This is a genomic window from Rhizobium sp. L43, from assembly GCF_002531725.1.
In the GTDB taxonomy this organism is placed as follows: Bacteria; Pseudomonadota; Alphaproteobacteria; order Rhizobiales; family Rhizobiaceae; genus Rhizobium.
Genome location: NZ_NWSQ01000012.1, coordinates 121491 through 135898, shown reverse-complemented (window position 1 = coordinate 135898; position 14408 = coordinate 121491). Strand labels below are relative to the sequence as shown.

Below are 14408 nucleotides of genomic sequence, written 5' to 3'. Positions count from 1 at the left end.
CTTGCGGTGGCTATGCCCCAAGCTCCTGTCGATTTCAACACGGGTTGCGTTCAGAATGCCGCTTGCAGTGCGTTATATGGTCCTTCCTATTGCCTTTTCCATTGCTCTTTCCGTCTGCAGCCCGGTGGCAGCAGAAGTGATCGCATCGAAAAGCTATTCCTATTTCAGCATCAGCGGCAAAACCGCCGATGAACTCGACCGTGAACTCAGCCGGCGCGGCCCGACGTCGAGCGGTTCCTCGGCGCGCCATCCCGGCGCAACGAAGATCCGCTTTGGCGGTGAAGCCACCTATATCCAGGATAACGGGCGTTGCCGCGTTGGCAATGTCAAGGTCACGGTCCACACCCAGATCATCCTGCCGCGCTGGAGCAGCCGCAAGGGCGCCAGCAAGGAGCTGTCGATGATCTGGGATGCCCTGTCGAGCGATATCAAGCGCCACGAGGAGCGCCATGCCGAAATCGCCCGCGATCAGGCGCGCGCCATGGAACGCGCCATTCGCGCGCTGCCGCAACAGCGCAGTTGCGAAGCCATGCAGGAACTCGTCTCCGACGAATCAGCTCGCGGTATAGAAGAGCACGATCGGCAGCAGGCGCGATTCGACCGGGTCGAGGCGGTCAATTTCCAGAAGCGCATGCTGAGATTGCTGAACAATCGAATCAACGGCCGAGCCGGCGAAAAATAAGGCTTTTTCAGTCGGGACGCGAGCGAAAAACCTTAGCTGCACAACGAAACTTGTGCGAAACCAGCGCCCTCCCCAGCGATTGAATGGTCATTTTTCATCCTGGCAGACTCAACCGGAACGCGTTAATATGAACACATTCGAAAGTGCAGCTACGGCAACTGGACTTTCATCGCTGGGTTCTCCTGGCGCGTTCCGAAGCCGCGGATGTTCCTCCCTCATCCGTAGGTAATGCGCCCGCCTCGCCTCGCTCGCTCTAGCGCGCGAGGCGTCTTTTTTGTGGAATCCACATCTGCAGATTCTCAGTCAGCAAAGCGCAGCGCGCTTACGCCTGGCCAAAGCGCGCAGCGCGCTTAGGCTTGACGTTCCGGCACGTGCACCACGAGCCCGTCATAGGCAGCCTTCATGCGGATCTGGCAGGACAGCCGCGAGGTCGGGCGCACATCGAAGGCGAAGTCGAGCATATCCTCTTCCATCGCTTCCGGCTGACCGACCTGTTCGGTCCATGCCTCGTCGACATAGACATGACAGGTCGCGCAGGCGCAGGCGCCGCCGCATTCGGCCTCAATGCCGGGCACCGAATTGCGCACGGCATTCTCCATTACGGTGGAGCCTTGGTCGACGTCGAGGTCGAAGCGCGTGCCGTCGAAAGCAACGATGGTAAGTTTTGGCATCAGGATTATTTCCGGTCTTCAAGTGATGGGCGGATTTTCTTCCGACAATTCGACGCATCAGTCAACATTGCGGAAATTCGCCATAGCGTCGCAGATCGGGCCTTCGCCCGCCGTCTTCAAAGCGTCATGGAGCAGGTCGCAAAAAGACCCGAGGTTCCGCAATGGAACAACGGGCCTGGTTCGAACGACATGCATCAACAAGAGATTTGGAGATCAGCCGCGGCAGAGCTTCAGGATGAAATTCTCGGCGTCGATGACGGCGGCACCGAGCGCTGCCCTCGCGCCAGCATCGCCGCCGGTTTCCTCGACGACCTCAGCCGTCTGCGACACGCGGAACGCGCCGACCGAGCTTGCCGCGCCCTTCAGGCGGTGCGCGGCCGCGCCGACGCGGATGGTTTCGCCGCTCGCAATATCCTGCAGACATGCGCGAGCCTGGCGCGCAAACATCTGAAGGACTTCGATTTCCAGCGTCTTGTCGCCCATCGTCTGCTTTGCGAGATGGACCAGATCGATCGGCCGGACCTTTGAGGGACAGGGTCCCTTTGCATTATCGGGCGCCTCGAATACGATGTTCAATGCTGCCATCTGAGCTGCCATTGCCAATTCTCCCGTCTCTGTCGTCCGCAGTTGCAACAGTTCTGCGTCAGGAGGGTGGCCATCCCGTTAAATTCCGGCACATTCGGGGCGGAAATCTCGCCATATGGTTAACGTCCGTTAAATATCCCTAAATTATTGGTTTTTAAGCGGTGCCGCGGATTTAAAGGTGTTAACAACGGTTTAACGAGCCATGAATCTCAAGCCTTCATTAATTGTGTGAAGAGCCCAGATGTGTCACTACGATACTGGTGGAGCGGGTTTATGGTACGCGCCTTTGCCGAGCGAGTGGATAATGGTAGTGTTTTGATACCTTCCGTTTGAAAAAGCGGCTATCTACTCTGAAATGACATGCTTATCCGTCCGTCGTTGGGATGGAAGGCTGGAACGGCAAAGTTGTTCCCGGGTGAGGCGGAAGCCCGGGATGTGCTACCGGACCGGCCGGATGTAACGAGGCATACCGAATGGCGAACAACAAATATAACGAGTCGATTGAGGACAAAGCGTTCAAGGCATTGGACGAAGCGCTCCAGATCGACTTCGGCAAGGATAACGTGCCGTCTCGCCGCGGCGACGCGCCAGAGGCCCCGGAGGCTCATGTGTCTGATCCAGTAAATGCGCGTAACCAGCAGGCCCAGGACGAAGCGCAACGCCGCAGCCGCCGCGGTGCCGCCGGCGAGCAGGCGTCGAGGGGGCCGACCTTCGCGCCCGCCAACGATGCCAGCCGCAATACGCCCGCCTCGATCCTGAAATCCTTCGACGGCGCCTCCAGCCGCTCGGCGGTGCGCACCGCCACGCTCTTCTCGGTGCTTTGGATCATGGCCGGTCTCGGCCTGATGTCGCTGCTTTATGCGCCCGAGATCTGGCAGATCCGTTCAGTCGCCGATCTCGTCGCCCTGCCAGGCGTCATCGCCGGCCTCGTCGGCATCATCATTCCCGTGATGATGTTCTATGCTTTCGCCATCATGATCGCGCGCGCCCAGGACATGCGCAACGCTGCCCGTTCCATGGCAGAGGTGGCCCTGCGCCTGGCAGAGCCGGAAACCATCGCCTCCGAACGCATCATGACCGTCGGCCAGGCCGTGCGCCGTGAGGTCTCGGCCATGAACGAAGGCATCGAGCGCACCATCGCGCGTGCCTCCGAGCTGGAAACGCTCGTCCATTCCGAAGTCAATGCACTTGAACGTTCCTATGCCGATAATGAGCTGCGTGTGCGCGGTCTCGTCCACGAACTCGGTTCCGAGCGTGAGGCGATCGTCAACCATGCCGACCGCATCCGCACCTCGATCGGCAGCGTCCACGATCAGTTGAAGGAAGAGCTGTCGCTTGCGACCGAAGAGATCGCGGTGCGGCTTGCCACATCGGGCGAAGCCTTCGCCTCGCTGATCGATACGCGCGCCGCGACGATCCTTGAAAAATCCGACAGCGCCCTGCAGTCGATGGGCAGCCTGCTCGCCGCCAAGACCGACAGCCTGCTGCAGACCCTGAACGCATCGGGTTTCGCGCTCGCCACCGAATTCGACAACCGCCTCGAAGCACTCTCCGTCAATCTCAACGACCATGGCGAAAGACTGCTCAGCCAGTTCGAGACGCGCGCGTCGACGATGGACAGCAGCACCGAAAAGCTGAATGCGGCGCTGAACGAGCGCACCCACCAGCTGAACGAGATCCTGATCGCCCGCACCCGCGAGATCAATGAAAGCCTGACATCGGGCGGACGCACCATCGGCGGCACGCTCGACGACGTGCTGTCGAAGCTGAACAGCGCGCTCGACGAAAAGGGCGCAAGCTTCCGCCAGAGCCTGCAGACCACCGCCGACGACGCCGTCATGGATCTCGACGTGCGCTCCGGCTTCTTCGAAGAACGGCTGCAGACGACCGTCGCCCAGCTGTCGACGGCCTTCGACGAACGCGTCGCCGAATTTACCAGCGCCTTCGACAAGCGCACCGGCTCGCTCGATACCAAGCTGATGGAAAGCCTCGCCCGCATCAACGAGACGCTGACCGGCGGCTCGGAGTCGATCGACGGCATCCTGAGTTCCAACATCGACCGGCTCGGTTCGTCGATGACCGACCAGTCGCTAGCGCTGGCCACCGCGCTCGCCACCGGCCATGAAATGCTGGAAAGCACGCTCGGTGCCCGGACGGAAGAAATCACCACCGCGCTCAGCAGCCGCACCGGCGAACTGACCTCGGCACTGCAGCATGCCACGTCCGACATCGCGCTGGCGCTTGCATCCGGCACCTCCGAGCTGCAGAACAATCTTCAGACACGCTCGGCCGAATTCCGCGACACGCTGCGCGCCACCACCACTGAGTTGACCACCGCCGTTGCCGAAGGCACCGAGCAGGTGACCGCTGCCTTCGGCGGTCGCGCCGAGGAGCTGAGCGGCGTGCTTGCAGCGCGTGCGGCTGAGATCACCGAGGCTGTAGGCACGGCCCACGGCCGCATCGACAGCGTCATGGCAGAGCGCGGCGGCGCACTGATCGAGGCGCTCACCACCCATCACGGCCGCTTCGAGGAAGCGCTGGCAACCCGCTCCGACGCCATCCTCAATGCCGTCTCCGGCACCCATGACCGTCTTGCCGAGACGCTCGACGAAAAGGCGATGGCGCTCGCCATCTCCCTGAACGAGAGCCAGACCCGCATCGAGGATACGCTGGAGAGCCGCTCCGCGGCTCTGCTGAACGCGGTCTCCGGCACCCATGACCGCCTGTCCGAGACGCTCGATGAAAAGGCGATGGCCCTCGCCATTTCGCTCAATGAAAACCAGGCCCGCATCGAGGATACGCTCGAGACCCGCTCCGCGGCCCTGCTGAATGCCGTCTCCGGCACCCATGACCGCCTGTCGCAAACGCTGGACAGCAAGGCGGCGGCCCTGACCACCTCACTCGACGAGCGCCATGCCCGCATCGAGGATGCGCTTGGAACACGTGCCGAGGCGCTGCTGAACACCGTGTCCGGCACGCGCGACCGTCTTGCCGAGACCCTCGACGAAAAGACGACGGCGCTTGCCACGTCCTTGAACGAGAGCCAGGCTCGCATCGAAGATACGCTCCAAACCCGTTCCGCGGCCCTGCTGAACGCAGTCTCCGGCACCCATGACCGCCTGTCAGAGACTCTCGACGGCAAGGCGGCAGCTTTTGCCACCTCGCTCAGCGAAGGCCATGCCCGCATCGAGGAGACGCTCGAAACCCGCTCCGCAGCCCTGCTGAACGCCGTCTCCGGCACCCATGAGCGCTTGTCCGAAACGCTTGATGAAAAGGCGATGACGCTCGCCATCTCGCTCAATGAGAGCCAGTCGCGGATCGAAGAGACGCTGGAAGCGCGCTCCGAAGCCTTCCTCAAATCCGTGTCCGGCACGCATGACCGCCTTTCACAGACGCTCGACGAAAAGTCGGCGGCGCTTGCCGCCTCCCTGAACGAGGGTCAGAGCCGCCTGCAGGACACGCTGGAGAGCCGTTCGGAATCCTTCCTCAGTGCGGTGACCGCCACCCACGACCGCCTGTCCGAGACACTCGACGACCGGGCCATGACGCTTGCCATTTCGCTGAACGAGAACCAGAGCCGTCTCGAGGAGACACTGACGGCGGGCGCCGATGCGATCATCAATGCGGTCTCCGGCACGCATGAAGGCATCAATGGTGTGCTCGACCAGAAGGCCGCCGCCCTTGCCACCTCGCTGAGCCAAGGCCAGGCCCGCCTCGAGGAATCTTTGGGGCACCGCACGGCTGCGATCATCGGCGCCGTAACGGCAAGTCACGACCGGCTCACCGATGCGCTCGACGAAAAGACCATGGCGCTCGCCATTTCGCTCGACGATAACCAGAGCCGCTTCGACAGCGCCCTTGAAGCCCGCAGCAACTCGATGATGGAAGCCGTTGCCAATGCCGAGACGCGCGTCGCCGGCGCCTTCGCCGACAAGACCGATGCGATCCGCACCGCCTATACCGATAATCAGCAGCGGCTGGAAAATGCACTCTCCCAGCATAGCGCTGCCCTCTCCGGTGTTCTTGATGCCGGCGGCTCCCGCTTCGAAGATATAGTCGGCGGTTTGACCGGCCGCATCGAGGGCCGCCTGACCGATGCCCATGCGCGGCTCGGAGGCCTCGCCGACGAGGCCGCCGCACGCATCGAGCGCGGGCTCGACTCCGCCCATGAACGCATTCGCACGACGCTTGAGGACCGCGCCAACGCCATCGACCTGTCGCTGAACCAGGCCCACGCGCTGATCAGCGATACGCTCACCGAGCAGGCGACCAGCATCGGCACCTCGGTAGCGACCAGCGTCAGCATGCTCGAGATGTCGCTGGAGGAGCGCGAAGCCGCAATCCGCCAGGCAATCGATGCCGGCGCCCAGACATTGGAAGATCGCATGCATGCCGGCGCCGGCCAGATCGCCGGTCGCTTCCAGGAGGCGGCAAGTGCGATTTCGAGCTCCACGCAGAACTTCTCCGCTCATCTCGATCGGTCTGTCGAAAGCCTGACCGGCCGTTTTGAAGAAACCGGATCGCGGGTGGAAGCCGGTCTTGCCGCGATCGAGACCCGCATCCGCGACGGCGTCGGCGGCGTTGCCGACAAGGTCGAAACGGCCAGCGGCCAGCTCTCCGGCGTGCTCGCCGACGGCATTTCCCGTCTCGGCGCGCTCAGCAACGACGCCACGCAGCGCATCTCGGCGACGCTCGAAGGCAGTGCCGCAAATCTCACCGAGGCGATCGACAGCCGCACCGCCAATCTGGCCGAGACGCTGGACAGCCGCGCCACGAGCATGACCGGCGCCATCGAAGGCCGCACGGCGCGCCTCGGCGAAACCCTCGACCGCGGCAATAAACGCATCGAGGAACGCCTCTCCACCATGGACCGCGCGCTGACTGTCGGCCTCGAAGCCGTCAACCGGACCATCGAAGGCAAGGCCGCCGGCCTCGCCTCGACGCTGCGCAGCGCCGTTGCCGAAGCAGCCCAGGGAATGGAAGGCGAAGCGACGAGAACCACAGAACTGCTCGGCAGGACCGGCCAGCAATTCGCTGAGGATCTCAATACGAAAAGCGACGAATTCACCCGCACGATGGATGAGCGCTCGTCGCAGATCGTCACCCGCGTCGCCGAAGCCCAGAACCGGCTGGCCAGCCAGGCTGCTGCCGTCGCCCAGACCTTCTCGGAAGCCGGCAACGCCATCGTCAACAAGGTCGCCGAAGCCGAGACCGTCGTCGGCACCCAGGTCAACGCCATCTCCAAGGTGCTGTCGGATGCCGGCCAGTCGCTGGAAGCACGCGGCGATGCCATCCGCTCGACGCTGTCGGGCGCCGGCAGCGAGATCTCCGCCACCATGGCAGATGTCGACCGGGCGCTCGAAGCCCGCAGCAGCGCCATTCGCTCCAATCTCGAGGAGCGTGCCCGCGAGATCGACACGACCTTCTCCGAGATCGACCGAGCGCTCGAAGCGCGTGGCAATTCGATCCGCTCGACGCTCGAAGAACGCACCCGCGACCTCAATTCGATGCTATCAGGCCGCTCGGTCGAACTGACGCGCATCCTCGACGAGACCGCCCGCCCGATCATCGATCGCTACACCGACGCCGGCGAGCAGGCAGCCGCCCGCATCACCGCCGCCGCCAACCTCAGCGCCGATCGTCTGCGCGCCGAAAACGAAGCGCTCGCCAGCGCCGTTGCCGCCCGCACCGAAAATGTCGCCAATGCCGTCAGCGCCATCGAAAACAGCCTGGTCGGCAACGTCAACGGCCTCGTTCAGCGCATGTCGGAAAGCAGTGCGGCGATGGCGATGATGATGAACCGCGCCGCCGAGCAACTGGCCAGCGTCGACGGCCGCCTCGGCGACACGACCACGCGCTTTGCCGACTCCGCCACCAAGGCCGCTGAAATGGTCTCGGCCTCGACCAGGCTGCTCGAAGGCAAGGTCGACCGCCTCTCCGACATTTCGGGCCAGACGCTGTCACAGGTCGGCAGCATCATCGGCCGCTTCGACGAACACTCCAAGGTCCTGACCCAGGCCTCGCAGCTTCTCGGCGCTGCCCAGTCCAACCTCGCCTCGACGCTTGAGGAGCGCGAGAGCGCTCTGCAGACGCTCTCCGTCGGCCTCGTCCAGCGTTCCGCCGAGATCGAAAAGACCATGCAAGGCCTCGGCGGCATGATCGAGACCGTGTTCGAGCGGGCAGAGCAACGCTCCAACCAGGTCTCCGGCAATCTGCGCCAGGGCGTGCAGTCCTCCTTGGCCGATATCGGCCGCATTCTCACCGAAACCGAGAAGCGTGCCCAGGAAGCGGCAGAAACGATGCGCGAGGCGATCACCCGCGCCGGCGACGAGGCCAATACGACGATCGACGGCACCTTCGCCAATGTCGAGCGTCGCTCCGGCGATCTCTCCAACCGTATTCGCGGCGGTTTGACGGCCTCGCTGTCGGAAGTCGAGCGCATGCTCGGCGAAGCCGGCCGCGCTTCCGACGGCGCCGCCCAGAACATGCGGGAAGCGTTGCGCGAAGCGATCGACGATGCCGTCGGCCGCTTCTCCGGCGCCACCGATGATATCCGCCGCTCCGCCGCCGACATCCGCAACGAGCTCGACGCCACCCGCGCCGAATTGAAGCGCGGCGCCTTCGATCTTCCCGAAGAAGCCAAGGAAAGCGCTTCGGCCATGCGCCGGGCCGTCGCCGAGCAGATCAAGGCGCTGCAGGATATCTCCCAGCTCGTCGGCCGCTCCAGCCAGCAGCTTGAGATCTCCCAGCCCGTCGCTCGCAACCTCGCCCAGACGCAGCCGGCCGCGCAACCGGCTGTAACCCAGCAAGTCGTAGCTCAGCCTCAGCAGCCGGTAGCGCCCCCGTCGATCGAAGCGACGGGCCTGCGCGGAACGATCGCGCCGTCAGCACCTGCTGCCGCCCCTCAGCGCGCCGCCCCGCAGCCTGCCCCCGCTCGCCAGGAAGCAGTCCGCCAGGAGCCTGCTCGTCCGGAAAGCGGCGGCTGGATCAGCGATCTTCTGCGCGGCGCATCGCGTGAGGAGGCCGCCGACGAGGCGTCTGCCCGTGCCCCCGCCCGGCCGGCGGAAACCACGGCGCCGGCCGCGCGCAGCAACGACAGCCGCAATCCGCGCCACGTCGTCGAATCGCTGAATTCGCTCTCGGTCGATATCGCCCGCGCCATCGATCACGACGCCTCGGTCGATCTCTGGCGCCGTTACCAGCGCGGCGAGCGCGACGTCTTCACCCGTCGCCTCTACACGCTGAAGGGCCAGCAGACTTTCGATGAGATCAAGCGCAAATACGACCGCGAACCGGAGTTCCGCACCGCCGTCGACCGCTATATCGGTGATTTCGAAAAGCTGCTCGCCGACGTCGCCCGCACCGACCCGAACCAGACCGTGTCGCAGTCCTACCTCACCTCGGATACGGGCAAGGTCTACACCATGCTCGCCCATGCAGCCGGCAGGCTCGGCTGAGCCTGCTTGTAACCATCGATCGTACTTGACCGAATTGGACAGGAAGCCGCCGCCACACTTGTCGAGCGGCTTTCGTTTGTCGGAAGGGCGTAGCCGAGAACCCCTCATCGTGAGGCATGCAAAATGACCAAGGCCCTGCTGATCATCGATGTGCAGAATGCGATTCTCTCCGGCAAAGCCACGCCGGAGCGCCAGCCGCGTGTCGATGCCGCACTTGACGAGACCGTCGCTCGGCTCGCAACACTCCAGGAAAAGGCGAGGCAGGCAGGCGCGCCGGTCGTGCTGGTGCAACATGACGGCGAGAGGGGCCATCGATTGGCCGTCGGCACGGAAGGATGGGCGCTACGCGAGGAGATCGCACCGAAACAAGGCGAGGTCGTCGTCCGCAAGGAGAGCGCCGACTCCTTCTTCGAGACCGATCTAACCGAACGTCTCAACGAACAGTCGGTCACCCACCTCGTCATCGGCGGCTGCATGTCGCAATTCTGCGTAGACACGACGGTCAGACGCGCTGTTTCCCTCGGATATGACGTGACGCTGATTGCCGATGGTCACACCACCGGCGATACGGCGACCCTCACCTTCTCAGAGATTATCGCCCACCACAATGAAACGCTCGACGGTTTTGACGCGGGCAAGGCGATGGTAGAAATCCGCCCCGCCGCCGATATCGCCTTTTCATAAAGCTCCAGCAGCAACAGCCGACATCACATCGGAAGCAGGGCCGCCTCGCGAGCGCGCGGGCAACAGTCGTTTTTCCGAAGACAATCACATAGCTCACCCGTTATTCAATGAATGCACGTCAGGCAAGGAGATACGACGGTCTTAGCCTCAGAGGCCGGAGCAGTTCGCAGACCAGTTTACTGCTGATATCTTCTATTGTGCATTGCCGGCAGCAGTCCCGGCAAGATCATCTGACGCCCAAGCCTGGATGGCCTGATTGAACACACGTTCACCATCGGCGCCCTTTTCAAGCGTCAGCAGTGCTCGTTTGCCGTCCTGATAGGAAATCGGCAAATCGATCCATTGGCGTTCAAGCAGTTCAAGGTTCTTGGCACGAGCCTCAGGCAGATCATTGAGCGCCAGCATGTAAAGATTGTCCGTGACCTTGGCGGGCACGGCTATCAATGTGTCACCGCGATCGCTTTCCGTCGCCTTCATTGACATGGACCGAAGACTGTAAATTCCACCTCCCTTAAATCCCGGCGCGATCTGAAACGACAATTCAAGGAGGTGGCTTGCGGAAACGGAGGGATCTGCATTCCGTTCCAGTGTCAGCACTGCAGTGAGGTGACGCTTCGGCACCGCAATGTGCGCTTGGATAACAGGATCGGAATGTCCCCTGGCGTCGGTGCGCATATCGATTGACCACGTGACAGAACCGGGAACCGTCGTCGGCTGTGCCTTCTCCGGTTTCTCCTCATACAGAAACATTTGAGGAACCAGAGAACGCGGAACGGAGCGTCCGGATGACGCAAAGGCGGAAAAGGGTGGGAAAACGAGCACACATATGCCGACGACCAAAACCATTGCCGAGCGCATCATAGAAATCCCACCCCTCGCAGCATGACGCTGTCTCCTACTGTATAATTTCTTAAATCGGAATTATGCAGCAATTCAAAGTGCTGCGGAAATTCGTGAACAACTGTAGCGGCGAAAACCGGGACCGCAATGCGGCCCCGGCTCCCCATCTACCGATCGGCCGCTATGCCCCAGTTGTAAACGCATCGATCGAGACCGATGGCGATTTCGAGCACCAGGACGTCGTGGTCGATAGCAGGTCCCTTCTTCGGCTGCGACCGGTAGCGCTGCGGAAAGTCGGTGCGCCGCGAGATCGAGCAGACCTCCATCCATTTGTCGCCATTGTCGACCTCGATATCCATCGTCACCTCGGAATAGGACGGCAGCCGGTCGGAGGGCACGATGCGCGTCGGCAGATGGATCAGCGAGGCGATCATGCGGCGCACCGGTTCGAGGCAGGCGGCGTGATAGTCGTTGCCGCTGTCGGCCGTGAAGGCGCATTGGAATTCGAGCTGCCAGAACTCCTTCAGCCGCATATGTTTCGTCGGCTGCTCCTGCTCACGGCGATAGGACCGACCCGCCTGCCAGACGCAGAGCGGCAGCCGCGTCTTCGAGTGATTCCCGAGAATATGCTGCATATAGGCATAGGTCGACGGCGTGGTCTCCGGTCTCAGCACCAGCGCGGTATCGCCGGCGGAGAGCTGCTCCTGCACCCAGATATCGGCATTCGAATAGGCGTTTGAGACCAGCGATCGCGGCATCAGCGCCGGCGCCTCGACCCTTCGCACATCCCAAGCGGGATTGACTGATCTCAGAAAACTGCGGACCTCTTGCGAGAAGAAGCCGATCATATGGTCGCGCAGATGGATCTCGCGCTCCTCCCAATGGACGAGCGAATTGACATGATAAAGATTGAGCACGGTGCCTGTCTCCCTGGCAACCTTGATTGACGTGGTGAGGGGGCTTTACGTCCAGCAGCGCGCCGGACGCCGATAGCGCCCTGACGTCACGGCTGGACGCGAAGACCTCGTCCGCCAAAAGCGCGCGCAATCGCAACCTGCAGGCAGGTGCTGATATAACGGAAGAAAGGCGCGCTCTTCATACTCATGAGGAATTTTCTAAGGGCGATGCGCCGCATTGTCAAAACCGAAGACGGTGAGACAAAAGGAATCAGCTGTGGATAGGCCTTTTTTATTGCCGCTTGTCCTTCATTCCGTCACAAACTTTCTAGATCGGCTTGCGTTTAAGCCAACAGCACCGCCCAACGACAGAGACTGCAATTGATGACCAAGACGACCTCCCGGCTCCTTGCCACCGCGCTCTCCTCCGCCTTGCTGATGGGCGCTTTCACGCTGGCTCAAGCCGGCCAGGCAAGTTTCGTCATCGATGCGCAGTCCGGTCAGGTGCTCGAAGCATCCAATCAGGACGAGCTGAACTATCCGGCATCGCTGACCAAGATGATGACGCTCTATCTCGCCTTCGAAGCCCTGCATGAGGGACGCCTCACCTGGGATCAGAAGCTGACCATGTCGGAAAATGCCGAGAGCAAGGAGCCCTTCAAGCTCGCCGTCGGCGCCGGCCGCCAGGTGACGTTGCGCGAAGCGGTCGAAAGCATCGTCGTCTTGTCTGCCAACGACTCTGCTGTGGCGATTGCCGAACAGCTCGGCGGCTCCGAACAGGCTTTCGCCACTGTCATGACCGGCAAGGCACGCCAGCTCGGCATGACCAATACGGTCTTCAAGAATCCCTCGGGCCTCCCCGATCCGGAGCAGGTCACCTCGGCGCGTGATATGGCAACCCTCGGCGTTTCGCTGATGCGGGACTTCCCCGAGGAGTTCAAGCTCTTCTCGATGCGCGGCTTCCAGTTCCGCGGCATGAAGCTGCGCGGCCACAACAACCTGATGTACCGCTATGACGGCGTCGATGGCATCAAGACCGGCTATACCGATGCATCAGGCTATAATGTCGTAACCTCGGCGCTGAAGGATGGCCGCCGCGTCGTCGGCGTCGTCATGGGCGAAAAGACCGCGAGCCTGCGCGACGACAAGATGGCAGGCCTGCTGGACAGCGCGCTGCCGTCGTCCTCGACCGCCACTGCATCAACGACACCAGGCAAACAGCCGGGCGCGACGATGACGGATACGCAGCCGACGAAGTAGGCTGATTTTTATCTGAAGGCCACTTCCAGGTGCTGGCGGTCTTGCGCAATCACCCGGCAATTCGTTTCGAACCCTTCGCCTTTGATGGCAAGGATGAATTCCGGAGGAATGCCTGACGTATTGGAGACCGAAATGCCGGCACTCTCCGAACCGATGGATTTGACGGTGCAGTCAATGGTCGAACGCCGATCGTTGAAGAATATCGAACCCGCCTCCAGGACACGCCGGCGAGCGCCGATGGCGTGATCGGCATGAATGGAGCTCCATGATATGCAGCGATTCCGGCCGGCATGTTTGGCCTGATACATCGCGGCATCCGCCTGAGCCAGCAGGGTCTCGATCTCCTTGCTGACGATCGAGAGCGCCGAGCTTCCCAAGCTCGCCGTGACGTGGAGAACGCCATGATCGCCGCGGATCGGCTGTGAGGCGATGGCGGCCCTGAGTTTTTCGGCGACGGCGACAGCCCCTTCCCGATCGACATGCGGAAGGACGACGGCGAATTCCTCGCCTCCGATCCGCCCGAACAGATCGCCGGCGCGAAGGGTCGTCCTGCAGATTGATGCAACCGCCCTGAGAACCTCGTCTCCCGCAGCGTGTCCATGCGTATCGTTCACCCGCTTGAAATGGTCGATATCGAAGACGATGCATGACAGGTCATGCTGGTGCCGCAGGGCGAGCGAAATCAGCTGATCAGCTTCCTGCTTGAAGGCGCGCCGCGTCATCGCCTCGGTCAGGCTGTCGGTGGCGGCCGACTGCATGAGTTCGATGCGGTCCATCGCCGCCCCCGCCAGCTCCTCGAGAATGCTGAGGTCTCTGGTGCCGAACGATCTTGGCCGGCGGTCGATCGCACAGACCGTTCCGATCATGTGCCCGGCTTTCGTCCTCAATGGCACGCCGGCATAGAAGCGGATATGATCCTCGCCCGTCACCGCGGAATGTTTTGAAAAGCGTGCATCCTTGGTCGCATCCTGGACGATAACCGGCTCGTCACAGTCCACCACGCAGCGGCAGAACGTGTCTTCGAGCGACACCTCGTCGGCCGACAGGCCGGAGCAGGCCTTGTACCATTGCCGGTGCCCATCGATCAGCGATACGATGCCGATGTCGATGGAAAATATCTGCTTTATCAGGCGGACGATCCGTTCGAAGCCTTCGTCCCTCGGCGTGTCGAGAAGGTCGAGCTGCTGCAGCGCGGCCAGACGAGCATTTTCGCGCTGGAGCGCTTCCGATGACGACTTTCCGAATACTCGTGCGACCACCATGCAGCATGCCTCCTGACAGCGATAACATGATGCGTTCCACAAATTCGTGAAAAAATTGAATACGATGGCAG

9 protein-coding genes are annotated in these 14408 nt (G+C 62.2%); 4 read left to right on the top strand and 5 right to left on the bottom strand.

Annotation, left to right across the window (positions count from 1 at the left end; genetic code table 11):
* The first annotated feature begins 55 nt into the window (after nt 1-55).
* Entirely contained in the window at nt 56-682 is a 627-nt protein-coding gene (locus CO667_RS17435; RefSeq protein WP_097619550.1) for a DUF922 domain-containing protein, read from the top strand.
* A gap of 350 nt (nt 683-1032) precedes the next feature.
* Here CO667_RS17435 and CO667_RS17430 read toward each other — a convergent pair whose 3' ends face one another.
* A complete protein-coding gene (locus tag CO667_RS17430; RefSeq protein ID WP_085737415.1) occupies nt 1033-1353 on the bottom strand; it encodes a 2Fe-2S iron-sulfur cluster-binding protein in 321 nt (106 codons plus the stop codon).
* 213 nt (nt 1354-1566) lie between these two features.
* Nucleotides 1567-1950 carry an Hpt domain-containing protein gene (locus tag CO667_RS17425; protein WP_097619549.1) on the bottom strand — a complete coding sequence of 128 codons (384 nt, stop codon included), beginning with the start codon at nt 1948-1950 and terminating at the stop codon, nt 1567-1569.
* A gap of 461 nt (nt 1951-2411) precedes the next feature.
* Here CO667_RS17425 and CO667_RS17420 point away from each other — a divergent pair, with 461 nt between their 5' ends.
* Both CO667_RS17420 and CO667_RS17415 read left to right on the top strand, forming a co-directional pair.
* A complete protein-coding gene (locus tag CO667_RS17420; protein WP_097619548.1) occupies nt 2412-9395 on the top strand; it encodes a hypothetical protein in 6984 nt (2327 codons plus the stop codon).
* Nucleotides 9396-9518: 123 nt separating this feature from the next.
* Nucleotides 9519-10079 carry a cysteine hydrolase family protein gene (locus CO667_RS17415; RefSeq protein WP_097619547.1) on the top strand — a complete coding sequence of 187 codons (561 nt, stop codon included), beginning with the start codon at nt 9519-9521 and terminating at the stop codon, nt 10077-10079.
* Between the two features lie 192 nt (nt 10080-10271).
* Here the strand turns inward: CO667_RS17415 and CO667_RS17410 are convergent, their stop codons facing one another.
* Nucleotides 10272-10925 carry a hypothetical protein gene (locus CO667_RS17410; RefSeq protein ID WP_245433149.1) on the bottom strand — a complete coding sequence of 218 codons (654 nt, stop codon included), beginning with the start codon at nt 10923-10925 and terminating at the stop codon, nt 10272-10274.
* Between the two features lie 161 nt (nt 10926-11086).
* Nucleotides 11087-11836, bottom strand: coding sequence for an aminoacyl--tRNA ligase-related protein (locus CO667_RS17405; protein WP_097619545.1), 750 nt, complete (start codon nt 11834-11836; stop codon nt 11087-11089).
* A 363-nt stretch (nt 11837-12199) separates the two neighbouring features.
* Between CO667_RS17405 and CO667_RS17400 the strand changes: the two genes are divergently transcribed.
* A complete protein-coding gene (locus CO667_RS17400) occupies nt 12200-13075 on the top strand; it encodes a D-alanyl-D-alanine carboxypeptidase family protein (protein WP_097619544.1) in 876 nt (291 codons plus the stop codon).
* Between the two features lie 8 nt (nt 13076-13083).
* Here the strand turns inward: CO667_RS17400 and CO667_RS17395 are convergent, their stop codons facing one another.
* Nucleotides 13084-14337 (bottom strand): sensor domain-containing diguanylate cyclase, encoded by a 1254-nt coding sequence (locus CO667_RS17395; RefSeq protein ID WP_097619543.1) that lies wholly within the window; start codon nt 14335-14337, stop codon nt 13084-13086.
* Nucleotides 14338-14408: the final 71 nt, after the last annotated feature.